Genomic DNA, 23912 nt, shown 5'->3' with positions numbered 1-23912 from the left:
CATCGGCGGAAGCGCCTTCCCCTGACCGATTCGAGCCCATTCAGGCCGATTCGGGCCGCCCCGGGCCGCCTCGGGAAACGGGTACACCTGCCCGCCGGGAATAGTTGAAACATAAACTGAGTTCTCCCGGGCGAACATCGAAGGAAGGAACCCAAGATGCCAGCCGTGACCGTGGAGAACCCGTTGACCCTGCCCCGGCTCCCCCGGCCGCTGACCGCGACCCGGGAACGCCAGGTGCTGGCCGTCACCACCGCCCCCAGCGGATTCGAGGGAGAGGGCTTCCCGGTCCGCAAGGCACTGGCGACGATCAAGCCCGAGTACCTCGACCCGTTCATCATGATGGATCAGATGGGCGAGGTGGAGTACGCACCGGGCGAGCCAAAGGGCACCCCCTGGCACCCGCACCGGGGCTTCGAGACCGTCACCTACATGATCGACGGCGTGATCGACCACGCCGACTCCCACGGCGGCGGAGGCACGATCTCCGACGGCGACACGCAATGGATGACGGCCGGCGGTGGAATCCTCCACAAGGAGGCCCCTCCGGAGTGGCTGGTGCAGAAGGGCGGCCTGTTCCACGGGATCCAGCTCTGGGTCAACCTGCCGAGCAGCGAGAAGATGGTCGCGCCGAAGTACCAGGACATCGGCAGGAGCAACGTCGTCCTGCTCAGCAGCGACGACGGCGGGGCACTGGTCCGGCTGATCGCCGGCGAGGTCGGCGACTTCACCGGTCCCGGCTCCACCAGGACGCCGATCACCCTGCTGCACGCCTCCCTCAGCCCCGGCGCCCGGCTCACCCTCCCCTGGCGCAAGGATTTCAACGCGCTCGCGTACGTCCTGTCCGGGCGGGGCAGCGCCGGCACCGACCGGCAGCCGATCGAGTCGGGCCAGCTGGCCGTCTTCGACGGTTTCGGAACGCTGCCCGGCCTGGGCACCGACGGCGAGGCCATCACCGTCTCCGCCGCCGGGACGCAGGAGAGCCGCAGCCCCAACCTGGAGGTCATCGTGCTCGGCGGACGCCCGATCGGCGAACCGGTCGCGCACTACGGGCCGTTCGTGATGAACACCCACGCGGAGCTCGTCCAGGCGTTCGAGGACTACCAGGCGGGCCGCCTCGGCACCGTCCCCGCCGGACCCGCCTGAGCGGACCCGCCCGTCCGCCAATGATCCACAAGCGGTGCAAATGATCCGCAAGTGCGGGCCGATAGCCTACGGACATGAAGAAACGATCTTCTATTCTCGTCGCCCTCGCCGCATCCTCCGTGCTGGCCGTCCCCGCCGCGGCATCGGCCGCGGCGGGGGTGCCGGTGAAGGCGCCGACGGGTGGGACCTCCTCGGGCCCGTCCGCGGCGGGGGCCGCGACCCTGTCCTTCCGCGGGATGAACCTGAAGCTCCCCGCAGGCTGGCGGGTGCACCGCAGCGGGGACGGGGCCGTGGTGACGACCGGGAGCTGCCGGCGGCCGGAGCCCTTCGCCGCGAACTGCCGGAGCTTCTGGGTCTTCGGCCCCAAGGAGTTCGTCCGGGTCCCGGTCGGGGGCGGCCACATCACCTACACGGGCAAGTACCAGTTCCACCCCTTCAGCGGCGTGGTGCCCTGCCCCTTCAACGCCGGCACCAGCTGGTACACCACCGGCAAGGCCACCTCCAAGGGCCTGCGTCCGGCCGGCCCCGGGCACAAGGCGAAGTACGTCGCCTGGGCCAACCGGTGCATGACGAACGACGGCAAGAAGCAGACGGCGAGCTTCACCCAGCGGGAGTGGTTCCTGCCGTCGTCGAAGATCCTGGTGGTGGACGTCTGGAAGACTCCCGGGCTGGAGAACGTGCTCGGGAACGCCACCTGGAGCTGACCGCGGACCATCGATCGCCGGCCGCGCGCCGCAGGCCCGCCCCTCTCCCCGGGCACCCGCGAACTCAGGTGCCCGGGAGCACGCCCAGCCGGCGCAGCAGTTCCCGGCCGACCGGGATCCGCCGCCCGGCGTCGCGGTCGGCGCGGACGTCCAGGGTGAGCGCGAAGGCGTAGACGTGGCCGTCGCGCTCGACCCAGCCGACCCACCAGCCGATACCCGGTCGCGCGACGGTGCTCCAGCCGGTCTTGGCGTACAGGGTGTGATCACCCTTGCGCTCGGCCTTCAGGATCTCGCGCACCCGCTGCTGGTTGCGGACGGCGGCCGGGAGCTCCCGCCGGGCCAGCCGGGCCAGGAACCGCGTCTGCTCGACGGGGGAGATCTTCAGCGGCCCGTCCAGCCAGAATCGGTCCACCGCGGTGCCGATCCGGCGGTTCCCGTAGCCCAGCCGGTTCACCCACGTCTTCTCCCGTCGCAGGCCGATCCGCCTCGCGACGGTCTGGAACGCGGCGACGTTGGAGACCCGCACCGCGTCGCGCAGGCTCATGTCGCGTTCCCACTCCCTGTTGCGCTGCGGAGTCCCGTCATACGGGATCGGTTCGTCGACGTTCTTGACGGCACCGGTCTCCAGGGCGACCAGGGAGTGCGGGATCTTGAACGTGGAGGCGGGGACCCGCCGCCGCGCCGCCCGGTCGGCGTCGACGACCGTCGTCCGCCCCGCGTCCACGTCGAGGAGCGCGAACGCACCCTTCACGCCCGCGTCGCGGAACACGGACCGCAGGTCGTCGCGGACCACCGTGTGCGCGGCCGGAGCCGTCCGGGACGGCTGCGGCTGCGGCTGTGCGGGACTGCCTGCCTGCCGGTCGGCGGGAGGCGCACCCGGCGCGGGGGACGTCCGGCCCGGACCGTCGCACGCGGACGCCGCCACCACCGAGATCGCGGCCAGGGCCGCGGCGAGCGTCCTGCGCGGCCGCGTCCGGAGGAGCGGACCGGAGCCGGTCGGCGTCCCGGACGCCGGCGTCGAGCCGTGCCGCAGCATTCGCAGTCCCCCGATCCCGTGGCGAGTACTCGATTGTCACACGCCAAGATCGTGCCTGGACCTCGCCGCCGGACACCGGCCTCCTCCGCCGACACCCCGCACCCGCCGAGCTCTCCGCCTCCCGCGACGACGGCGTACGCCGGAGGCGGAGCTCCGGCTCACCGGCCCGGAAGGAGGGGAGAAGCCGCTAGCAGTGGCTGCTCTGCTTCCACACCTTCAGCAGCTTCGCGGGCACCTTGGAGAGGCAGCCACCGGTGTCGCCGACGTGCTTCCAAGTGCCGTTGCCCACCTTGCGCCAGATGTGCGGCCCGCCCTGGTAGCTGACGGGGTCGCCCTTGATGCCGATGTCACCGATGGCCCAGTAGACGTCCCTGGCCGGGGTCGACCCGGTGATCTTTCCGTAGTGGACGTCCTTCGGCCCGTCGACCTTGGCGCGGGGGAAGGGGTCGGTGCTGCTCGGGTTGCGCCAGTAGGCGTCGGCGAGGGCCTTGCGGACCTGGGCGGTGAGCTTGAGGTTCACGGCCTGGCCCGGGGCGGCGGACACCGCGACGGCTCCGGCGGTGACGCCTGCGGTGTCCGCGGCGAGGGCGGGACCCGCACCTCCGGCGACGACGGACAGGGCGACGAAAGCGGTGAGAAGTGATCTACGCATGCCCGGTCTGATGCTCCGGGACCGGGAAAGGTTCACAAGTTTCTCGATCTCGGGAGAGTTCTTCGGTGGACGGGACAAGCCCCCCGCCGGGGCGTGCCGCGCGGCTCCGCCCCGGAAACCCGGCAACACGCACCAAGAGCGCAATACGCCTTTCGCCTGCCCCGACACGAGCCGCTGGTTACCCTTCGCAATGGAAAGTCAACATTGAGTAAAGAGGGCTCTCATGGGGCGAAGACTGGTCATGCTGGCGCTCGCGGGGGCAGGGGCGGCGGCCGTCGCCGGAGCGGTGCTGTTCCTGCCCGGCGAGCAGGGGTCGCAGGCCGCAGGGGTGATCCCGCGGACACCCGCGCCGGAGGATCCGCTGACGGGGCAGGAGGTGTCCCGGGCCGCCGCGATCGCGTCGGCCGGCTCCCGCACGCACATGGCGGCCGGACGCGTCGAACTGCTCTACGTCGAGCGCGACGACGACAAGGACACCCCGGCGCGCCGACGCGCCGACGCCTACCTGTACGACTACGGCTCCGACCGGCTCATCGTGCGGACCGTCGACCTGGGGCGGGGCAGGGTCGTACGGGAGACCGTGACGCGCGGGGTCCAGCCCCCGCCGTCGAAGGAGGAGGAGGCGACCGCCGCCGAGTTGCTGCTGACCCACCGCGAGTACGGCAAGGGCGTGCGCGAGGCGTTCGCCAGGGCGGGGGGCCGCCGCCTCACTTCCGCGGCCGACCTGGGGTTACGCGGCCTGATCTTCACACCGTCCGGCGAAGACGGCCCGGCCCGGCGGTGTGACACCCACCGGTGTCTGCGGCTGTTCGTCCGGCTGCCCGACGGCACCTGGCTCGACACCAGCCGGATCGTCGTCGACCTGTCCGCCAAGAAGATCCACACCTTGGAGTGGTGACCCGTGTCCCCCCACCGCACCCCCCTGACCTCCCTCGCTCCCGCCGTCCTCTGCTGCGCCGTGCTCACCGGCGGCCTCACCCCGGCCGTCCACGCCCCGGCCCACGCCGCCCGGGCGTCAGCCGTCCACGCCCCGGCCGCGCGGATCCCGGCACCGGCCGCCGGGCAGGCCCCCGCACGGGCCGCGGCACAGGCCCCGGCGGCGCCGTGCAGCGCGCCGTACCTGATCGACAAGATCCTGCCGAACGGGGCACGCTGGCAGCTCTGCTGGGAGATGCGCACCGTCGAGGGCCTGACCCTCAGCAAGGTCGTCTACACCCCGCGGGGCGGCCGGCCCGCCGCGGTGCTGCGCAGCACCGCGCTGGCCCAGATCCACGTGCCGTACGACAGGGGTGAGCCCCGCTACCACGACATCGGGGCGCTGGGCCACGCCGCCATCCCGTTGCGGGCCGCCGACTGCCCGCTCGGCGAGCGCCGCGAGCAGTTCGTCTGCGTGACGACCCGGGCGCGCGGCCACGCCTACCTCAAGTCGGACCCCGAGCTGGGGAACACCTCGGCGCAGGGAAGCGACCTGGTGGTCTTCGCCGCCTTCCAGGTGGGCTGGTACACCTACCTCGCCGAGTGGGCCTTCTCCGACGACGGCGCGATCACGCCGCGCGTCGGGGCGACCGGGTCGCTGGCCGGGTTCACCACCACCCCCGAACACGGCTGGCCGATCGGGGTGGGCAACACGGATTTCGAGGCGAGCCACACCCACAACGTCTTCTGGCGCCTCGACTTCGACGTGGCGGGCCGGGCCGACGACGTCGTCGAGCAGTACGACTTCACCGGGTCGGGCACGGCGAAGCGCAAGATCAAGCGGACCGTCTTCACTCAGGAGGCCAAAGCCGTCAGCGGGCCGATGCGCTGGTGGCGGGTGGTCGACCGGAAGGTTCGCAACGCCGACCGGCACCGCGTCTCCTGGGAGATCAACAACTCCGACAGTGCCCAGTACCGCGGCCCCGCCGACGAGGCGTTCACCCGCGCCGACGTCTACGTCACCGACTACCGCTCCTGCGAGCGGCTGGCCAGCGCCAACCCGTCCCCGCGGTGCGCTCGCTCCGTCGACCGCTACGTCAACGGCGAACGGCTCACCGACCCCGTCCTCTGGGTCAACGTCGGGTTCCACCACGTCGCCCGTGACGAGGACGCCGACCCCATGCCGACCCATTGGCAGGGGTTCCGCATCACCCCCCGCGACGTCACGGCGAAGAACCCGCGCTGACCTCCGGCGAACACCGGCACCCCGTCGGGACGGGAGAACCTCCGCAACGCATAGAGCGCAACAATCAGGACATTCTTCTTCCACATATCTGCACGTTTTCCCAACACGCATGGTGATAGCGGACAAGGGCATGGGTTGTAGCGCCTGAGTAGGGCAGGGTAGGGGATATCGATCTACGGGAGAGACCAATGAACGCGCACCTGGACCTCGACCGCCTGGCCGGCGGCGCGCACCACGACCCGCACTCGATCCTCGGAGCGCACCCAGGGCCGGAAGGCGTGACCGTCAGAGCGTTGCGGCCGCTGGCGGAGAAGGTCCAGGCGGTGGTCGACGGCGTGCCGCACGACATGAAGCACCTCGCCCACGGGGTGTTCGCGGTGACGCTCCCCGGGCTCGACAAGATCCCCGACTACCGGCTGCGCGTCACCTATCCAGGCGCCGAGCCGTACGAGACCGGTGACCCCTACCGGCACTGGCCCACCCTGGGCGAGGTCGACCTGCACCTCATCGGCGAGGGGCGGCACGAGCGGCTCTGGGAGGTCCTCGGCGCGCGGGTCATGCGTCACGAGGACGAGGACGGCACCGCGTTCGCCGTGTGGGCACCGAACGCCCGCGGCATCCGGATCATCGGAGACTTCAACCACTGGGACGGCACGGCCCACCCCATGCGCTCGCTCGGCGGATCGGGGGTGTGGGAGCTCTTCGTCCCCGGAGTCGGCGAGGGCGACCGCTACAAGTTCAGCATCCTGGGCGCCGACGGGGTCTGGCGGGCCAAGGCCGACCCGATGGCCCGGCGCACCGAACTGCCGCCCGCCACCGCCTCCGTGGTCGACCGGCCACAGCACGTCTGGCAGGACGAGGAGTGGATGAACCGGCGCGCGCAGGCCGACGCGCTGCGGGAGCCGATGAGCGTCTACGAGGTGCACCTCGGCTCCTGGCGGCCCGGCCTGTCGTACCGGGAGCTGGCCACCGAGCTGGTCGAGTACGTGACCGACATGGGGTTCACGCACGTGGAGCTCATGCCGGTGGCCGAGCACCCGTTCGGCGGCTCCTGGGGCTACCAGGTGACCTCCTACTACGCACCCACGTCCCGCTTCGGCACCCCGGACGACTTCCGGTACCTCGTCGACAGCCTGCACCGGGCGGGCATCGGGGTGCTGGTCGACTGGGTGCCCGCGCACTTCCCGATGGACGACTGGGCGCTGGCCAGGTTCGACGGCACGCCGCTGTACGAGCACGCCGACCCGGCCCGCGGCGAGCACCCCGACTGGGGCACCTACGTCTTCGACTTCGGGCGTAGGGAGGTGCGCAACTTCCTGGTGGCCAACGCGCTGTTCTGGCTGCGCGAGTTCCACATCGACGGGCTGCGCGTCGACGCGGTCGCCTCGATGCTCTATCTCGACTACTCGCGGCGCGAGGGCGAGTGGACCCCCAACCAGTACGGGGGCCGGGAGAACCTCGACGCGGTGGAGTTCCTCAAGGAGATGAACGCGGTCACCTACCGCGAGGCGCCGGGCATCATCACCGTCGCGGAGGAGTCGACCGCCTGGCCGGGCGTCTCCCGGCCGGCGCACCTGGGCGGGCTCGGCTTCGGGTTCAAGTGGAACATGGGCTGGATGCACGACACCCTCGCCTACCTGAAGCACGAGCCGGTCTTCCGGCAGTACCACCACCACCAGCTGACCTTCTCCCTCATGTACGCGTACTCGGAGAACTTCGTGCTGCCGCTGTCGCACGACGAGGTGGTGCACGGCAAGGGGTCGCTGCTCGGCAAGATGCCCGGCGACGAGTGGCAGCGCTTCGCCAACCTCCGCGCGCTGTTCGCCTTCATGTGGGCCCACCCCGGCAAGCAGCTGCTGTTCATGGGCGGGGAGTTCGGCCAGGGCTCGGAGTGGTCGGAGGAGCGCGGGCTCGACTGGTGGGTGCTCGACTTCGACCTGCACAAGGGCGTCCAGCGGATGGTGCGCGACCTCAACCGGATCTACCGGGAGACCCCGGCGCTGTGGAGCGTGGACGCCTCCCCCGAGGGTTTCCGCTGGATCGACGCCGACGACGCGCAGGGCAACGTGTTCTCCTTCCTCCGTTACGCGGAGGACGGTTCGGCCGTCGCCTGCGTGGTCAACTTCTCCGGTGCCCCGCACGAGGGTTACCGCCTCGGCCTGCCGTACGCGGGTCAGTGGGAGGAGGCGATGAACACCGACGCCTACGACTACGCCGGCAGCGGCGTGGGCAACCTCGGCGCCGTGGACGCCGTCGAGGAGCCCCACCACGGCCTGCCGTACTCCGCCACCCTGCGCGTCCCGCCGTTGGGTGCTCTCTGGCTCCGGCACGCCGGTGCGCCGGAGGCCGCCGTGGACGAGCGGGCGGTGGAGATCATCGAAGCCGCGGAGAAGCAGATCATCGCCGAGGAACTGGCCCACGGGCGGGCCGGGGAGGAACCGGGCGTGACGGAGGCGGGTGTGACGGGGCCCGGCAGGACGGAGCTCGGGGTTCCGAGGCCGGGAGAGCACCCGGAAGACCCCCGGGAGGCCGAGCCGGCCTGAAAGCCTGCCGGCTGAGGGATTCAGTGCCGGCGGCCCGCCCCGGACACCCGGTTCACCGACCGCGGGATCCCCGGTACGGAGCGGTCTCGCAAGCCCTGACCGCTCCGTTCACCTCCACACGGCCTTGCTGAGAATCCCCGCCAGACCGGGCGTCCTCCACTCGTCCACGACGATCACCTTCTCCACGGACAGGTGCCAGATGCGCTGCGTGTAGGTGAGCGAGGTCGCCTTGCCGGTCACCGTCATACATCTCAGCGGCCACTCGGTGAAGCGCGCCTTGTGACCGGTGCCGAACGGGGCGCCGCCCGTCCTGGCCGGCCTGGCGGGCGGCAGGTCGATGGCGTACCGCTTGTCGAGCGGGCAGTAACCGATGTCGCTGCTGGGGTGGTAGGGCTCGCTCGGCCGGTACGGGCCGCCCTCGTAGGCGGTCTTGATGTCCGAGGGCCCGCCGATGGAGAAGCCGGCGCACCGCCAGGCGTTCTTGGGGCAGAAGCCGGTGTTGACGTACAGGTTGCCGACCCGGTCCTTGTCGACCTTCCAGGTGGCCGGGACCTGGATGCTGAATCCCCGGAACGACACCGTCTTGGTGGCGGTCTCCGTGGGGGCTCCGGTCAGGACGAGCGCGGCGCTGAGCGCAAGGTTAACGATCATGAAACTGATCCTAGAGGGTCATGATCCTGCCTCGGAGTCTGTCCGCCCACTGGTGGGAACGTTCCAGCAGCGCGGATTCCGGTCTCCCCGGCGGGTGACTCACCGGGAGACCGGCACCGCCGCCGACAGGGCTCGCCACCCCGGGTGGCCCTCCGGCAGACCGGCACCGCCGTCGACGGGGGTTCGCCACCGCGCTTTCGGCGGCCTCGAGTAATATTTGCCCCACTCGGCCCTCCGTGTGCGTCACGCCGCGGGGGGTCGAGCATTTTCTGCGAAGATCCTCCGAATTCACGACGAGGTCTTCACCGAGACCATATGGCTACCTAGACTCCGAATCGCCCGTTTTGATCTCCCCGGAGGACGTGTGCGACTTCGAGCCCTCGCGGCCATGGTGATCGCTTTCACCATGGCTCCCGCCGTACCGGCCCTGGCCGAGGAGCCACCCGTTCTCCCCGCCGTCACCGCGAGCCCGAGCCCGGCGCCGGCTCCTCCCGCCACCGCGGATCCGGGCCCGACCACCGCCCCGGCGGAGAACGCGGGGAACCCCGGGCGACCGGCCCCCGCCCCGGCACAGGGGCAGGAGCAACCGGTGCCCGCGGACGGCGCGCCACCACCCGCGCAGAACCCGCCGCCGGACGACGCGAGCGCGTCCGCGCAGGACCCGCCCGCCGATGGGGCGGCACCGCCCGCCGACGGGGCGAGCCCACCCGCGCAGGACCCGCCCGCGGACGGCGCCACCCCGCCGCCGGCGCCGAAGCTCGAGACCGGGCTCGCCGCCGACGACGACGGGGCCCGGGTCATCGTCGAGCTGGCCAACCCCGTGGAGGCGGCGCCGGTGGCCGGGGAGGCGGAGCGGCTGCCCGACGCGCAGCTCGTCGCCGCCCCGCCGCAGACCTCGTTCATCGTCGTCGAGGCCACCGGCGAGTCCCTGGCCAAGCTGGCCGAGGACCCCCGGGTGCGCTCCATCCGGCGCGACCGGACCTTCTCCCCCGCCTCGCTGGCCTCCGGCCTGCAGGTGGTCGGCGCCGACAAGGCGCACGCCGCCGGGATCAGCGGACGGGGCAGGACGATCGCGATCATCGACACCGGGATCGACGGCGACCACCCCGACTTCGGCGGCAAGGTCGTGGACGAGGCGTGTTTCTCCGCGACGGACTCCGGCGCGCAGTCGCTGTGCCCCGAGGGGAAGACGACGGGCCCCGGCTCCGCCGACGCCGAGACCCCCGCCTGCGTCCACAACGGGGTCAACCTGTGTGATCACGGCACGCACGTGGCGGGCATCGCCCATGCCGTCGCACCCGAGGCGGAGATCGTGGCGATCCAGGTCTTCAGCCGCGTCAACGACTGCGCGGACGAAGGGGGCGTGTGCCTGACGGCCTACGAGTCCTCCCTCCTCCAGGCCCTCGACCACGTCGCGAAGCTCAAGGACAGCCGGCCGGGTCTCGTCGCGGTGAACCTCAGCCTCGGCGGCGGCCTCTTCGAGGGGGCATGCGACGCCGAGCCGGGGCTGGAGGAGCTGAAGGCGCGGATCGAGGCTCTGCGCGCCAAGGGCGTGGCCGCCGTCGCCGCCGCCGGGAACGAGGGTGTGGCCGCCGCCGGGGCGCCCGGCTGCCTCTCCGGTTCGGTGACCGTGGCCGCGACGGGCGACGACGACGCCGTCCCCTCCTGGTCCAACCACGGCTCCGCGCTCGACCTGTTCGCCCCCGGGCTTGAGATCGACTCCGCGGCGCCGGGCGGCGGTCACCAGGTCTACAGCGGCACCTCGATGGCGGCCCCGCACGTCGCCGGTGCCCTGGCGCTGATGGCGGAGAAGTTCCCCGAGTCTCCGGACGCGCTGGTCGACAAGCTCAAGGCTGCGGGCCGCCCGATCACCTACGCCGGCGTGACGACCCCGCGCCTGGACCTGAACGCGGCGATGCTGGGCGCCGACCCGTCGCCGGGAGTCACCCACAACCCGGCCCCGGGCGACGGATCCACCCCGGACGACCCGGCCGACGACCCCGCAGAGGATCCTTCGGACGACCCCGCCGACGACCCGAGCCCAGAGCCGAGCACGGGCCCCTCCCCGTCCGCCACGCCGACCGACCCGGAGCCCACGCCGGTCCCGCTGCCCACGGTCACCGTCACCGTGACCGTGACCGCGAGCCCGCCGCCGGCGGCGGCACCACCGGCGGCGGTGTGCACGCGCGGCACGTCGCCGAAGACACTCACCGCGGCCCAGTGGGCGGCGGAGGTCGCCCGGGACAAGGGCACGCTTCCGGACGCGACGCTCAGCTGCTACCTGGGCATGGTGGGCAAGGCGAGCAAGGTCTTCCCCGAGCTCACTCGCGCCTCCACCCTCGGCACCGCCTACCGGGTGCTCAAGCCGGCCAAGAAGACCGCGCGGGCCAAGCTGGACAGCGAACTGCTGGCCGCCTGGCTGAACTGGGCCCACGGCGGGGTCAACTTCACCGCGAAGGTCGGCAAGGACGCCACGCTCAAGCAGGTCCTCACCCGGGCGGAGCAGAAGCGTCTGAAGGGCACGACTTCCGCTACGTATACCTCTCTCCTGAAAAAGAAGGTGAACGCCAAACGCGCGGCATGAACCCGGAATGTGTCGCTTAGGGTGAGGGGCATGGACGCGACCAAGGTGATCATCGACACCGTCGACCGGTTCCGGCAGCGGCGCACCGCTCCACTGGTCCTTGAACTCGACCTCACCGAGGGCCTCACCGAAGGTCCCCCGGCGGACCCGCTGGGTGCCATCATGGCGATGCGCAAGACGAGCCTGAGCGACGTGCTGTCCGGGCTCAAGCGCGCCCGCAAGGACGACCGCGTCAAGGCGCTCATCGTCAAGATCGGCACCCAGCCGCTGGGACTGGCGGTCGTCCAGGAGTTGCGCCAGGCCGTGAGCCTGTTCCGGGCCGCGGGCAAGACGACGGTCGCGTTCGCCGAGACCTTCGGCGAGTTCGGCGCCGGCACCGTCCCCTACTACCTGGCGACCGCGTTCGAGCGGGTCTACCTGCAGCCGTCGGGTGACGTCGGGCTGACCGGCGTGGCCATGGAGCAGCGTTTCCTGCGCGGCGCGCTCGGCAAACTCGGCGTGGAGTACCAGCTCGGCCAGCGGCACGAGTACAAGACCGCGGCCAACACCTTCACCCAGGACCACATGACCGAGGCGCACCGCGAGTCGATGAGCCGCATCACCGAGTCGGTCACCGAGCAGGTCGTCGCGGGCATCGCGGAGGGACGCGGCATCGACCCGGCCAAGGTCCGCGAACTCATCGACCGGGGGCCGTTCATCGGTGCCGAGGCCCTCGAAGCCGGGCTCGTCGACCGGATGGCCTACCGCGACGAGGTGTACGACGAGCTCAAGCGGTCCGTGGGCGACGACGCCAGGCTGCTGTACGTCGGCCGTTACGCCAAGGAGTCGATCGCCAGGAAGCTGCCGCACCCGGGTGGGCAGACCGTCGCGCTGGTCCGCGGCAGCGGTGCGATCCGGCTCGGCCGCAGCGGACGCAGCCCGCTGGGCGGTGGCGGTGCGATGGGCTCCGACACGATCTGCGCGGCGCTGCGCGCGGCCCGCCACGACGACAACGTCAAGGCCGTCGTCTTCCGGGTCGACAGCCCCGGCGGCTCGTACGTGGCCTCCGACGCCATCTGGCGCGAGGTCGTGCTGACCCGCAAGGCGGGCAAGCCCATCGTGATCTCGATGGGTGACCTGGCCGCCTCCGGCGGCTACATGGTCTCCATGGCCGCCGACCTGATCGTGGCCCAGCCGGGCACGCTCACCGGATCCATCGGCGTGTTCGGCGGCAAGGCGGTCATCGGCGGACTGCTGGAGAAGATGGGCGTGTCCTCGGAGACCGTCGGAGAGGGCGCCAACGCCGGGATGTTCTCCTCCACCCAGGCCTTCTCGGAGGCCCAGTGGGCACGGGTCAACGCCTGGCTCGACCGGGTCTACGACGACTTCGTGAACAAGGTCGCCGAGGGACGCGGCCTGTCCCGCGAGCGCGCTCACGAACTGGCCAGAGGGCGGGTCTGGACCGGCGCCGACGCCTGCGACAGCGGCCTGGTCGACGAGCTGGGCGGCCTGGAGGACGCCCTGGCCCTGGCACGTAAGAAGGCGGGCCTGGCCGCCGACGCCCCGGTGCGGGTCTACCCGAAGCTGAACCCGCTGGAGCGCCTGCGTCCCGCGGAGTCCAGCGAGGACAAGGCCGCCGCCCTGGCCCAGGTCCGGCTGGAGGCGTGGGGCCCCGTCGCCCACCTCGCCGCCGAACTCGGCCTGCCGTCGTACGGGCCGCTCATGCTGCCGGGCCAGTGGATGATCCGCTGAGCCGGAGGGTGGAAGGCCGGATCGATCTCCGGCTCAGCCGGTGACGAGAAACATGGGCAGGGGCGCCGCTGACGGCGCCCCTGCCGGTTGTGCCGCCCAGTGGCGGCTCCTGATGCGTCTCCCGCCGGTGGAGAGCAGATCGACCTGACCTCGGACGAGGCCGGCCCCGGACGGGACACGGCAGAACTCGATCTACGTTCCTCCGTGCCGGACCGCGTGCCGTGACACGGGTGGTCCTTCGGGACGGCCCCGGGAGGCCACGTCGATCACGCCCGTCAGGCCTCGGTGACGCGCTGGTTGAGAGTCGAGCTGCAGGTGACCATGCAGATGGCCCGCCTGGTCTCCCGCTCGGCCGGCAGCATGTCCAGGGTGGCGATGTCGAGTTCCATCGTGTTTCCTCTCTTGGTCGTGGCAAGACCGTCCTCGATGACGGCCAGCCGGTTGTCGGCCGCGACGGGCGGCGGGGCGCTGGGCCCTCCGCCCGTCGCGGTCAGTTCCTGGTCACCGGGTGGTCGTGGTCCTGCCAGTGGCCGACCAGGTCGGCGTAGAGGACCGACCGGGTGACCAGGTCGTCGTGGGTGCCGGTGAGGGCGGTGGCGCCGTCCATGAGCAGGACGCGGTGAGCTCTACGGGCGGAGCTGATGCGGTGGGCGATCACGATGAGGGTGCCCTCGCGGGTGGCGAAGGCGGTCTCGGCGCGGGCCTCGGCGGCCGGGTCGAGATGGCAGGTGGCCTCGTCCAGGATCACGACGCGGGCGGGTGAGGCGTGCACCCGGGCCAGGGCGAGCAGTTGCCGTTCGCCGGCCGACAGGGCGGCGGGGTCGTCGATCGTCGCGTCGAGCCCGCCGAGCCGGTTGACTAGGGCGGCGGCGCCGACCGCGTCGGCGGCGGCGCGCAACCGCGCGTCGAGGGCGGTGGCCACCGTGGCGCCGTCGGCCGTCGTACCATCGGCGGTCCCTGCGGTCCCTGCGGTCCCTGCGGTCCCTGTGGCGCCTGTGGTCCCTGTGGTGTCTGCGACGGTCTCCGGGCAGAGGTAGGCGAGGTTCTCCCGGACCGTTCCGGCGAAGATGTACGCCTCCTGCGGCACCAGCGCGACCTTCGACCGCAGCTCGCGCTCGGGGATCGCCTCCAGCGGGACGCCGCCGAGCCGCACCTCGCCCGCGATGGGACGCCGCAGGCCGGTCAGCAGCAACGACAGGGTGGACTTGCCGATGCCGCTGGGGCCGACCACGGCCACGTGTTCGCCTTCGGGGATGGTGAGGGTCAGCTCGTGCACGACCGGGGCGGCCTGGGGGGCGTAGGCGAAGCTCAGCCGGTCGGCGCGCAGCTCGTGACCGTCCCCGGCCGTGATCGGGCGGGGCACGGCGGTCACCGGAGAAGAGACGGAGGCGGATGCGGTGGGGAGGGCGATGGTCTCGGCCAGGCGGCGCAGGGTGACCGCGAGTTCCACCCCCCAGGTGCCGACACCGCTGGTGAGCGCACCCAGCGCCGGGGTCAGCCCGGTCACCAGATACGTCATCGCCCCCACGATCTCCCCGGCGCTCAGATGACCGCCACCGGTCAGCGACGGAGCTGCCAGCAACAACACCACCATCGGCAGATGCCCACCGATCGCCACCACCAGCCGTCGCCCCGTCCCGGCCCACGCCACCGCCCGGGTCGCCGCCGCCTGCGCCGCCACTGCGACCCGCATCGTGGTGAACGCCTGCTCATCCGCACCGCACGCCGCCACATCCCGCAACCCGGCCAGAACCGGACTAGCCCGCACGGTCAACGTCTCATCGGCCAGCACCAAAACGCGCTCCCGCGCGACGAGATGCCGCAACAACCAGGCGAACATCCCCAACGCCACCAGCACCGGCACTGCCACGATCACCGCGGCCGGCGGCGACAACACCAGCAACCCGGCCAGCGCCGCCACCAGCGAGACGCCCAGCTGACGGCTGCTGCGCAACAGCGCGACCACCAGGTTGCGCACCAGGCTCACCTGCGTGGTCAACCGGGTCACCGCAGCCGCATCCGGGGCCGCGGTGTCGTCGGCGGCGCGGGTCACCGTCGTGGTCACCACCGCACGGACCAGGTCGTCCCGCAACGGCTCAACCACTGCGGCCAGATACGGGAACATCACCCGGGTGGCAACGGCCTTCACCAGCAACGCGAATCCGAGGCCCCCGAGCCAGGCCAGACCCACCCCCGGCCGTCCGGCCAGGAAACCCCGGTCGGCCGCCGCAGCGATGAGCAACCCCGACAGCAACCCCGGAATCCCCTCGACCACCGACCAGACCGCGACCAGGGTCAAGGCGCGTCGCCGCGGACGCAGCAACGCCCGCAGCAGACGGCCCGCCCCGGCGCCGGCATGACGGCCAGGCGGGCTCTCCGCCATCGCCGTCGCGGTGGAGGCGGGTTCGGCGGCGGGCACCGGGCGGGTCAGGGGCGGGCGGGGCACGTGTCCTCCGTCTCGGGTGTCTCGGATACGCCCGTGTCACCACCGGTTCGGGGCTCGGCCGCCCTTTCGGCGACCGGACCGATGCCGGTCGGGCCGTTACGGGCCGGGTCGGCACCGGCCGGAGCAGGACCGGCCGGACCGGAAGCGGGAACGGCACCGGAGACGGCGTCGTTGGAGGACGCCGCTTCGGGAACGGCGATGGCGCCGGAGGCGTCGGACGCGGCGAACAGCGCGCGGTAGGCCGGGTCCGCCCACAGCTCCCGGTGGGGACCGATGGCGCGGACACGCCCGTCCTCCAGCCAGATCACCAGATCGGCGCGGGCCGCGGTGGTGACCCGGTGCGCGATCACCAGCCGGGTCCGCCCGCGCATCCCCTCGGTCAGGGTGCGGGTCACCTGGGCCTCGGTGGCGGTGTCGAGGCTGGAGGTGGCGTCGTCCAGCACGGTCACCCGGGCCCGCCGCACCAGGGCACGCGCCAGGCCCAACCGCTGGAGCTCTCCCCCTGACAAGGGGGCGGCGTCAGGTGCGGTGGCATACCCGTGCGGAAGACGGCAGATCACATCGTCGATGTGCGCGGCGCGCGCCGCCCCCCGGACGGTGTCGGGGCCGGCAGCCGGTAGCCCGTAGGCGATGGCCGTGGCCAGGTCCTCGCCCAGCAGCACCGGGCGCTCGAAGGCGTAGGCGACCGCCTCCCGCAGCACGGCGGGATCGATCTCGGTCAGCGGCAGACCGTCGAGCAGCACCTGCCCCCGGTCGGGGTCGATCAACCGGCCGGCCAGCGACGCCAGCGTGCTCTTGCCCGCACCGGAACGCCCCACCACCGCGGCCAGCGCTCCCGCGGGGATCTCCACATCGACACCGTCCAGTACCGGGCCCTCTTCGCGGACCACGGTGACACCACGGAACCGGAGCACACCAGGGCCGTCGGGCAGCGGGCGGGTGCCGGGGATCGGAGCAGGCAGGGCCAGCACCTCCCAGACGCGCCGGGCCGCCGAACGGGCGTAGGTCACCTCCATCAGCACATCGGTCTGCGTGAGCAGGGCCAACCCCAGCGTGGTGTAACCGGCCGCGGCCAGCAGCTGCCCCGGCGCCAGACGGCCGTCGGCCACCCCGAGCCCGGTCACGGCGAGCACGACCACCTCGATCAACGACAACAGCAACGCGATCTGCCACACACTGCGGGCCTGTGCCCGCCACAGGGCGTGCCCGGTCTCTGACAGCTCCGGCAGCGGAGCCAGCACCCGGGTGATCTCGCGGCCGGCGGTGCCCGAGGCCCGCACGGTGCGGATCCCGGTCAGGACCTCGGTCAGCCGCGCCGCCAGGTGGCCCTGCGCGTCCTGGTAGCGGCCGTACAGATCCGCGGCACGGGTGACGAACACGCGCATGGCGACGAGCCCGACGGGCACCCCCGCCAGGAAGGCCAGGCCCACCCACAGATCGATCACGAACAGCGCGACGACGCCGCCGACGGAGGTGAGCAGCTCGATCGCCATACCGAGCAGCGTCACCGGTACGTATCCGGCGGTCACGGTGTTGCTCACCAGGCGGTTGGTCAGCTCCCCGGCCGGGAAGCGGCGGGCACCCGCGGCGTCGAGCCTGAGGACGTGGGAAACCAGCCGCAGGCGCAGGGCCGCCGTGGCCGACGCGGTGGCCGACGCCTCGGCGATCCCGTCCGCGATGCCGGCACAGACGGCGACGGCGAGAACCAGGGCCAGATCGGTCGCGGCGCGCTGCGCTCCCCGGCCGGTCAGAACCGCGTCCACGGCGGCGGCCAGCGCGGCCGGCAGAGCCAGCGCGGCCACGGCCGTCGCCAGAGCGCACACCGCCGACACCGTCAACGGCATCCACGCACCACGCGCCACCGAGCCCAGAAGACGGTCACTGTTCCGGTGCGTCACCTGCTCCCTCGGCACATGTGGCACACGGTCTGACATTGTTGTCCTCTCCCGGCACGAGTCCGCCCCGTGTGGGCGGCCCCGTCATGAACGGCCGGCCTCCGGCGTCCCACCCCGATGACCGAGGAGAGAGCCGGACGCCGACCGGGAACGGTGTCCCGCGGCCCGATGAGGACGGGCCGCGGGACACCTCACCGCATGCGGTGGGACCCGGGTGCTCTCACACCCCGGCTCCGCCGCGGCGCCTAGAACTGGGTGGTGCTGCGACGGCAGTTCCTCGTGAACTCGCCACAGGTGAACTCGCAGTACTTCAGCTGAGCCTCCTCAGCGGGAAGCATGTCCAGAGCGTTGAGGTCGAGCTCCATGGCGATTTCCTTTCCTTTGTGATGATCGACGGGGTGACCCGCCCCCTTGTGGGCGGCCCCGCCATGAACGGCCGGCCTCCGGCATCCCACCCCGATGACCGAGGAGAGAGCCGGACGCCGACCGGGAACGGTGTCCCGCGGCCCGATGAGGACGGGCCGCGCGACACCTCACCGCATGCGGTAGGCCCCGGGTGCTCTCACACCCCCGGCCCCGTGCGGCTCTTAGAACTGGGTGGTGCTGCGACGGCAGTTCTTCGTGGTCTCGCCACAGGTGAACTCGCAGTACTTCAGCTGAGCCTCCTCAGCGGGAAGCATGTCCAGAGCGTTGAGGTCGAGCTCCATGGCGATTTCCTTTCCTTTGTGATGATCGACGGGGTGACCCGCCCCCTTGTGGGCGGCCCCGCCATGAACGGCCGGCCTCCGGCGTCGCTCTCCGTGTCAGCGCGATGCCATGTGATGCCGGCCGGGCTTGTAGGCCCCGCGCCTTCGCTGAGCGCGGGTCGGAACCGGGCCGGGTCAGAGACCGGGTGGTGATCCGGTGTGCAGGAAGTCCGTGACACAGTCGAGGAGGAGATGCCCTCCAGTGTCGGCCAGAGGGTCGTGGCCGCCGCCGGGTACCTCCAGATAGGTCAGGCCGGTGCTGTCGCGGTGCCCGCTCTCGCGCAGCCGGTCGTGCAGGCGGCGGGAGTGGGTGACCGGGATGATCAGGTCCCGTTCGCCGTGGACGATCAGCAGCGGCAGCCGCATCCGGGGGGCCAGGGCCAGCAGGTCGCGGGGGCCGAGGTCGTCGCCGACCTCCTCCCGTCCGCCGAGCCGGTCGATCAGGTTGCGCACCGACTGCGGCCCGTCGGCGTACAACGCCGGCCCGGACAGGAACGGGGCGACCACCGCGGCGCGGGACCACAGATCGGGCTGGGCCGCGGCGGCCAGCAGCGCCAGGTGGGCCCCGTAGCTGATCCCGTACAGGGCTGGACACTCCCGGTCCGGCCCGCGCGTCGCGGCCAGGGTGCGGCCCAGATGCAGGACGTCGGCCAGGTCCGGGCCGCCCCAGGCGCCGCGGATCGCGTCGCGGTGGGCGGCGCCGTAGCCGGTGCTGCCGCGCTGGTTGGGCGCCACCACCGCGATGCCGGCCGCGGCCAGACGCTGGAACAGCGGGTCGAACCCGAACTGCCAGGCGGCCTCTGGACCACCGTGCAACGCCAGCACCACCTGTGGGCTGGTCACGGGGTCGCCGTACACGACGGCTTCGATACTCCCGCCCGGCCCCTCGTAGTCCCGGATGCGGGCCGACTCCCACCGCGCCCGGCTCCACTCGGGCACGGAGAAGACCGAGTTCGCCACCGTCACCAGTCCCGGCGGATGCTCCGGCGTCGTGTGGACCAGGTGCAGGCCGGTGGCGGTCCAGCGCGCTGCCGGATGCAGCATCCCGGTCGGGAAGTCGACCTCAGCGATGGTGTCGTCGGCCAGGTCGTGGACGAGCAGGTGGGAGCGAGCGCCGTGGGTGACGGCCAGCGCCAAGCGTTCTCCGGCCGGGTCCAGCGCCAGCGGGGTCACCGTGCCCTCGATCGTGTTCAACCGGTCGGGGAAGACGGTGGACGCCCCGGCATCGTCACGGTGGCGCACACCGAGCCGGTAGGCGCCGTCGCGGTGCGCGGCCAACAGCAGCGTCCCGGCGGACGCGGCCAGCAGGAAGTGCTCGTCACCGGCCGGCCCGGCCAGCGGGGTGACGGCACCGCTCGTCAGGTTCAAGACCAGGGTGCCGAGTTCCGCATTCCTGGGTGACAGGACGAGGCGCTCACCGGTGTCGTCGAGCCAGGCGCCGCCGGAGACGAACCCCGGCAGCTCGACGACCTGCTCGGGCGGTTCGACCCGCCCGGACAGGCGCCACACCGTCGTGTTCCCGTCGGCTCTCTCCACGAAGGCCAGGGCGGCCGTTCCTTCGGCCGGTCCGGGCGTCAGCCTGACGCCGACCTCGTCGAAGGCGGGCAGTTCGTATTCTTCGGATGTCTCGTCGCGGTTCGCGGCCGGGACGACCAGCACGAGCCGGTGCACGCCGTCGGCACCGGAGCGGCACAGCAGGAGGTGGCCGTCATCGGTGGGCACCGGCAGGGTCTGCAAGGTCTCCCCGGCGCGGGTGCGCAGCGTCCGGGGCCGCGGCCGGTCACCGGTGAGGTCCCACACCTCCGGGGTGAGGCGGTGGCCGTCGCCGGCCAGGCAGGCCGCGTACCGGCCGCGGCCGGAGAAGCGGACGTTGACCCGCCGGATGTACGGAAGGCGCTCCTCCCCGGCCGTGGCGTGGACCGGGCTCATCGTGCCGGCGGTCATCACACCGCCCCCGCGGGGCGAAGAGCGATGTCGTCGGCCGTCCAGGGGCGTGGCCCGCCGTGGCGCAGCCGGTGCAGGAAGTCCAGCACCCCGGCCAGGCCGGTGTTCCAGCCGACGCTCACCTCGGTACCGTTCTCGTCGGGCACCACCAGCAGCCCGTCGCGCAGCGCGGCCCGCGCCCACAGCAGCGCCGCCAGGTCGGCGGCCCACTCGTGGTAGACCGGTTCGCCCAGCAGGTCGGCCGCATCCAACAGGAACTGCCCGTCCCCGGCCAGGCCGTGGCAGGCCGCGGTGCCCGCGCTCAGCCTTCGGGTGTACACCGCCGCCGCGGCAGCCTCGGCCGCCTCCCGGAACCGGGAATCCCCGGTGGCCGCATACAGCCGGACCAGGAACGTGCCCACCCCGGACGAGCCGCTGCACCAGTGCGTCAGCCCGCCCTTGCTCGACGGCCCGTCCGACCAGAACGCGGCCTCGCCCCGGTACTCGGCGGCGGCCAGCAGGGTGTCGCCGGCGGCCAGCGCGGTCTCCAGGCAGTCGTCGCGGCCCAGCGCGGTGCCCGCGGCCAGCAGGAAGGCGCCGATCCCGGCGACACCGTGGGCGAAGCCGTAGTGCGTCACGCCGGCCAGCGCGGAGTCGAAGTCCTTCGGGATCGGCCACAGCACCCCGTCGGAGGTGTGCTGGGCGGCCTTGAGCAGGGCGTCGGCGCAGTCACCGGCCCGATCGCGGAAGCGGGCCTCGCCGGTGGCGTGCCAGAAGTGCAGCAGCGCCAGCCCGGTGCCGGCCAGGCCGTGGCACACGTCCGGGTTGGGCCAGGAGATGGGCAGGCCCAGCGCCAGATCGGTTCCCGCGGTGCGCAGCGCCGGGTCGTCGAGTGCGCGGCCTGCCTCGTGCAGGGCCCAGGCGATGCCGGCCCGGCCGAAGTACAGCCCCGGCGAGGGCCGGTGCTCACCGGCCATCCGCCGCACCGTCCAGTCCGCCGCGTCCCGCAACCCCGCCACCAGGTCAGCACGCAGATCCGGCATGCCGGACGTCTCATTCGACGCCTCCACCACTGAGGCGAGCAGGGTGAGCACCCCGGCCGCGCCGTACTGCACCGCGCACGGATCCGCAGTCGCGCCGAACCCCGAGGTCGGCCAGAGGGCGCCCTGCGGTGCGGGGTCGGCGACCTCGGCCGGTGACATCGTCCGCAACACGTGGGTCAGCCCGTCGTGCAGCAGGCGGTCCTGCTCGCCCACCCCCGGCAGCCAACCGTCCGCGACGACAGAAGGAAAACCGACGACCATCCGGTCCAGGAAAAGCTCTACCTGGCCCAGGTCCCAGCGCCGCGTGGGATCCTCCTGCATTAGGCCCAGAATGGCCGGGATCAGTGCGCTGGAGACAACGTCTCCAGCAGCCGCGACGTTCACAAGCGTTTCCAGCCGGGAATTCCGGGAGCGTGCTCCGACCGGCCGGTCGGCGGCCAGCGCCGGCTGACACCCCGTGGCCAGGAAGAACAACGTCCCTCCCAACGCGTACAGGTCAGCGGTCACCGCCGGCGCGGGCGCGTGCATGGCGGCATGAACCTGCTCCGGCGGGGCGTAACCCAGGGTGAAAGCCCGGCGGACCAGCGCACCGGGCACCGCGGCCATCTCCAGGTCGATCAACCGGCAGTCGCCGTCATCGGTGACCATGACGTTGTTCGGCGTCAGATCCCGCAGCACATACCCCTGCGCGTGCACCGAGGCAACCAGCGCGACCAACCGCCGCGCCACGCGCAGCACCAGGTCACGCCACTCCTCACCCGTGACCGAGAAGCGTCGCTCACCGACCCACCCGCTCAGCACCATCCCCGGAACGTGTTCCTGCGCCAGAAACAGGTTGTCGTCGGCCTCGAACAGCGCCACCTTGGCCGCGGTCACCCCCAGCGGCCCGAACAGCTCCAGCATCCGCGCCTCATGACGCAGCAGATCCTGCTCGTCCCGCCCGTCGAAGGAAGCACCCAGATGCGGCCGTGCCCGCTTGACGATCACCTCGGTGCCGGTCGTGCGGTCCTCGGCCAGGAACACCCCGCCCTTGGCGCCGTGCCGGATCGCCCGGCGCACCACGAACCGGTCGGCCAACAGCACCGCCTGCGGCGCGACCGTGCGCGCCGGGGCCTGCCCCGACTCGAACGGGCAGGGTGCCCAGGCCGGCGGGGAGTACCAGGCGTTGCGCTCGTCGACCACCCGGGTGCCGTCCGGCGCGGTCAGCCGCGAGGCGTAGGAGCCGTCGTTGTCCAGTTCGCTGGGGGCGGAGAACACCCCGAACCGGTAGTGCACCAGGCTGCCGGGCTTGTAGACGCGGTCGGACAGGATCGGCGGGCCGGACAGCCCGTAGGTGGCCTGATGCAGCTCCTCGGCCAGCGCCACCGCGGTCTCGTCGTCGGGCGGGTAGACGGTGATGAACTTGCCCACCGAGCCCCGGTCCTGCTCACGGGAGACCAGCTTGCTGAGTTCTTCCAGGGTGGCGGCGAACTTGAACGGACACCGGTGCCGGGCCAGCACCTCGGCCGCCCGTGCCAGCACCACCGGGGCCGACAGCGGCGTCGCCGAAAGGTGCAGTTTCCATCCCTGGTCACGGGCGGCCGCATCCACCGGCGTCACGTACGTCCACGGAACACTGGGACGAATCTGCCAGCTCGCACCGGCATCCACTTGGGAGGAAACCTCACCGGAACCGGAACCCACCGCACCGGAATCGCCCTCGCCGAAATCCGCCACACCGGCGGCCTGCTTCGCCTCGCGCTCCAGAATCGCCCTGACGACGTCCTCCAGCAGGTTGTCCGCCGCACCGGAACGCGTTTCTCCGCCCGTGGTCTTTCCCATTTCCCTTTCCCCCCGACGCCGTTCCCGGCGACCTTGCATATCAGAGCGACATGGCGCCGACCGACTGACTTCCGCCCCTGAAGAATCAGCCCTCGTGTCATCCACCGCCGACACCGGCCCTCACGGACCAGCGCATACTGCCATAACCACATGCCTCGAATGACACACCGGCGCCGAAACCCACGGTGCCGCGATTCCTTCCCCCAGCCCCTTTCACACCGCCGATGGGCCACGTAATCCTTTTTCCGATGACACTCACCGGATCACCGGAAACACGTGCGGAGGCGTAAGAACCCGAGAGATTACCGCGGGTCCGATGAACGTCTCGCCGTTCATATGGTCCATCACATTCAGCGGCTCTTTCCCGCCCCTGACACTCGAAAATGCTACGGAGGCCGCTTGAAGAACGCTCTTGGCTCCTTGAGCCCGCAGAGTGCCCACTTGTGACTCCGGTCCGGCCACCCTCCACCCGCCGGCGATCGGCACCGAGACATCCCCTCAACCGGCCGCCGAACTGCTGATCTCCGCCGGTTCGGGGTCGCGTTCCACGGCACCGGCCGCCGGACGGAGATGATCATGATGGTGACGGACGGTTGAACGACTTGAGAATCACTTGCGACGGTTTGAAGCCGGCGAAGCGTGGAAGCGATCTCCCCGACGGCGGCGGTGTCTCCCCCGGGGCGGCCCCGTCGGCGATGGCGGTCCGAGGAGCGGCGCTCGGGAGGGGACCCTGATCATGTCCCCTGGCAGAGGGAGGAAGAATCGCCCTGGCGACGGACGATCCCCGAGCGAACCTGATCTACGTTTTCCGTGACGGACACGGTGTCGCGAAA

At 71.8% G+C, this 23912-nt stretch carries 16 protein-coding genes; 7 read left to right on the top strand and 9 right to left on the bottom strand.

What is annotated here, in order from left to right:
• The first annotated feature begins 156 nt into the window (after positions 1-156).
• Positions 157-1143, top strand: coding sequence for a pirin family protein (locus F4562_RS22035; RefSeq protein WP_184545870.1), 987 nt, complete (start codon positions 157-159; stop codon positions 1141-1143).
• A 74-nt stretch (positions 1144-1217) separates the two neighbouring features.
• Entirely contained in the window at positions 1218-1847 is a 630-nt protein-coding gene (locus F4562_RS22030; RefSeq protein ID WP_184545871.1) for a hypothetical protein, read from the top strand.
• A 64-nt stretch (positions 1848-1911) separates the two neighbouring features.
• On the opposite strand, the gene blaOXA is transcribed toward F4562_RS22030, so the two are convergent.
• Together blaOXA and F4562_RS22020 are read right to left on the bottom strand one after the other, a co-directional pair.
• Positions 1912-2883 (bottom strand): class D beta-lactamase, encoded by a 972-nt coding sequence (gene blaOXA, locus F4562_RS22025; RefSeq protein ID WP_184545874.1) that lies wholly within the window; start codon positions 2881-2883, stop codon positions 1912-1914.
• A 187-nt stretch (positions 2884-3070) separates the two neighbouring features.
• On the bottom strand, positions 3071-3535 hold the full coding sequence (locus F4562_RS22020; RefSeq protein WP_184545876.1) for a hypothetical protein: 465 nt from the start codon (positions 3533-3535) through the stop codon (positions 3071-3073).
• Positions 3536-3758: 223 nt separating this feature from the next.
• Between F4562_RS22020 and F4562_RS22015 the strand changes: the two genes are divergently transcribed.
• From F4562_RS22015 to glgB, 3 genes are all read left to right on the top strand, one after another.
• Entirely contained in the window at positions 3759-4433 is a 675-nt protein-coding gene (locus F4562_RS22015) for a hypothetical protein (RefSeq protein WP_184545878.1), read from the top strand.
• Positions 4434-4436: 3 nt separating this feature from the next.
• On the top strand, positions 4437-5696 hold the full coding sequence (locus F4562_RS22010; protein ID WP_311734199.1) for a copper amine oxidase: 1260 nt from the start codon (positions 4437-4439) through the stop codon (positions 5694-5696).
• Between the two features lie 188 nt (positions 5697-5884).
• A complete protein-coding gene (gene glgB, locus F4562_RS22005; RefSeq protein ID WP_246473507.1) occupies positions 5885-8239 on the top strand; it encodes a 1,4-alpha-glucan branching protein GlgB in 2355 nt (784 codons plus the stop codon).
• Between the two features lie 108 nt (positions 8240-8347).
• Here the strand turns inward: glgB and F4562_RS22000 are convergent, their stop codons facing one another.
• Complete coding sequence (locus tag F4562_RS22000; protein WP_184545880.1) at positions 8348-8890, bottom strand: hypothetical protein; 543 nt, start codon at positions 8888-8890, stop codon at positions 8348-8350.
• A gap of 364 nt (positions 8891-9254) precedes the next feature.
• Between F4562_RS22000 and F4562_RS21995 the strand changes: the two genes are divergently transcribed.
• Together F4562_RS21995 and sppA are read left to right on the top strand one after the other, a co-directional pair.
• The gene (locus F4562_RS21995; protein ID WP_184545882.1) at positions 9255-11474 is read left to right on the top strand and encodes a S8 family serine peptidase; all 2220 of its coding nucleotides are present in this window, start codon (positions 9255-9257) and stop codon (positions 11472-11474) included.
• Between the two features lie 30 nt (positions 11475-11504).
• The gene (gene sppA, locus F4562_RS21990) at positions 11505-13205 is read left to right on the top strand and encodes a signal peptide peptidase SppA (protein ID WP_184545884.1); all 1701 of its coding nucleotides are present in this window, start codon (positions 11505-11507) and stop codon (positions 13203-13205) included.
• Positions 13206-13695: 490 nt separating this feature from the next.
• On the opposite strand, the gene F4562_RS21985 is transcribed toward sppA, so the two are convergent.
• From F4562_RS21985 to lanL, 6 genes are all read right to left on the bottom strand, one after another.
• Positions 13696-15651: an ATP-binding cassette domain-containing protein gene (locus F4562_RS21985; protein WP_311734200.1), complete on the bottom strand. Its 1956-nt coding sequence runs from the start codon at positions 15649-15651 to the stop codon at positions 13696-13698.
• Positions 15633-17495 carry an ABC transporter ATP-binding protein gene (locus tag F4562_RS21980; RefSeq protein WP_184545886.1) on the bottom strand — a complete coding sequence of 621 codons (1863 nt, stop codon included), beginning with the start codon at positions 17493-17495 and terminating at the stop codon, positions 15633-15635. The genes F4562_RS21985 and F4562_RS21980 overlap by 19 nt, the downstream gene beginning before the upstream one ends.
• A gap of 296 nt (positions 17496-17791) precedes the next feature.
• Complete coding sequence (locus tag F4562_RS34280; protein WP_221207636.1) at positions 17792-17911, bottom strand: ALQxL family class IV lanthipeptide; 120 nt, start codon at positions 17909-17911, stop codon at positions 17792-17794.
• A gap of 222 nt (positions 17912-18133) precedes the next feature.
• Positions 18134-18253, bottom strand: a complete 120-nt coding sequence (locus F4562_RS34275) for an ALQxL family class IV lanthipeptide (protein ID WP_221207637.1) — start codon at positions 18251-18253, stop codon at positions 18134-18136.
• A gap of 174 nt (positions 18254-18427) precedes the next feature.
• Positions 18428-20236 carry a S9 family peptidase gene (locus F4562_RS21975; RefSeq protein WP_184545888.1) on the bottom strand — a complete coding sequence of 603 codons (1809 nt, stop codon included), beginning with the start codon at positions 20234-20236 and terminating at the stop codon, positions 18428-18430.
• The gene (gene lanL, locus F4562_RS21970; RefSeq protein WP_184545890.1) at positions 20236-23079 is read right to left on the bottom strand and encodes a class IV lanthionine synthetase LanL; all 2844 of its coding nucleotides are present in this window, start codon (positions 23077-23079) and stop codon (positions 20236-20238) included. Before lanL ends, F4562_RS21975 begins: the two co-directional genes overlap by 1 nt.
• Between the last annotated feature and the right edge of the window lie 833 nt (positions 23080-23912).

It is taken from the genome of Streptosporangium becharense (assembly GCF_014204985.1).
Lineage (GTDB): Bacteria > Actinomycetota > Actinomycetes > Streptosporangiales > Streptosporangiaceae > Streptosporangium > Streptosporangium becharense.
Note: the sequence above shows the minus strand (reverse complement) of the source record. Positions and strands in the feature narration are given on the sequence as shown.

Excerpts from the sequence above, each read along its gene's own strand:
- F4562_RS22020 (WP_184545876.1), bottom strand. The coding sequence starts at position 3,535 with ATGCGTAGATCACTTCTCACCGCTTTCGTCGCCCTGTCCGTCGTCGCC.
- glgB (WP_246473507.1), top strand. The coding sequence starts at position 5,885 with ATGAACGCGCACCTGGACCTCGACCGCCTGGCCGGCGGCGCGCACCAC.
- F4562_RS22015 (WP_184545878.1), top strand. The coding sequence starts at position 3,759 with ATGGGGCGAAGACTGGTCATGCTGGCGCTCGCGGGGGCAGGGGCGGCG.
- F4562_RS34280 (WP_221207636.1), bottom strand. The coding sequence starts at position 17,911 with ATGGAGCTCGACCTCAACGCTCTGGACATGCTTCCCGCTGAGGAGGCT.
- F4562_RS34275 (WP_221207637.1), bottom strand. The coding sequence starts at position 18,253 with ATGGAGCTCGACCTCAACGCTCTGGACATGCTTCCCGCTGAGGAGGCT.
- F4562_RS22035 (WP_184545870.1), top strand. The coding sequence starts at position 157 with ATGCCAGCCGTGACCGTGGAGAACCCGTTGACCCTGCCCCGGCTCCCC.
- F4562_RS22000 (WP_184545880.1), bottom strand. The coding sequence starts at position 8,890 with ATGATCGTTAACCTTGCGCTCAGCGCCGCGCTCGTCCTGACCGGAGCC.
- F4562_RS21980 (WP_184545886.1), bottom strand. The coding sequence starts at position 17,495 with ATGCCGTTGACGGTGTCGGCGGTGTGCGCTCTGGCGACGGCCGTGGCC.
- F4562_RS22030 (WP_184545871.1), top strand. The coding sequence starts at position 1,218 with ATGAAGAAACGATCTTCTATTCTCGTCGCCCTCGCCGCATCCTCCGTG.
- blaOXA (WP_184545874.1), bottom strand. The coding sequence starts at position 2,883 with ATGCTGCGGCACGGCTCGACGCCGGCGTCCGGGACGCCGACCGGCTCC.
- F4562_RS21975 (WP_184545888.1), bottom strand. The coding sequence starts at position 20,236 with ATGACCGCCGGCACGATGAGCCCGGTCCACGCCACGGCCGGGGAGGAG.
- sppA (WP_184545884.1), top strand. The coding sequence starts at position 11,505 with ATGGACGCGACCAAGGTGATCATCGACACCGTCGACCGGTTCCGGCAG.
- lanL (WP_184545890.1), bottom strand. The coding sequence starts at position 23,079 with ATGGGAAAGACCACGGGCGGAGAAACGCGTTCCGGTGCGGCGGACAAC.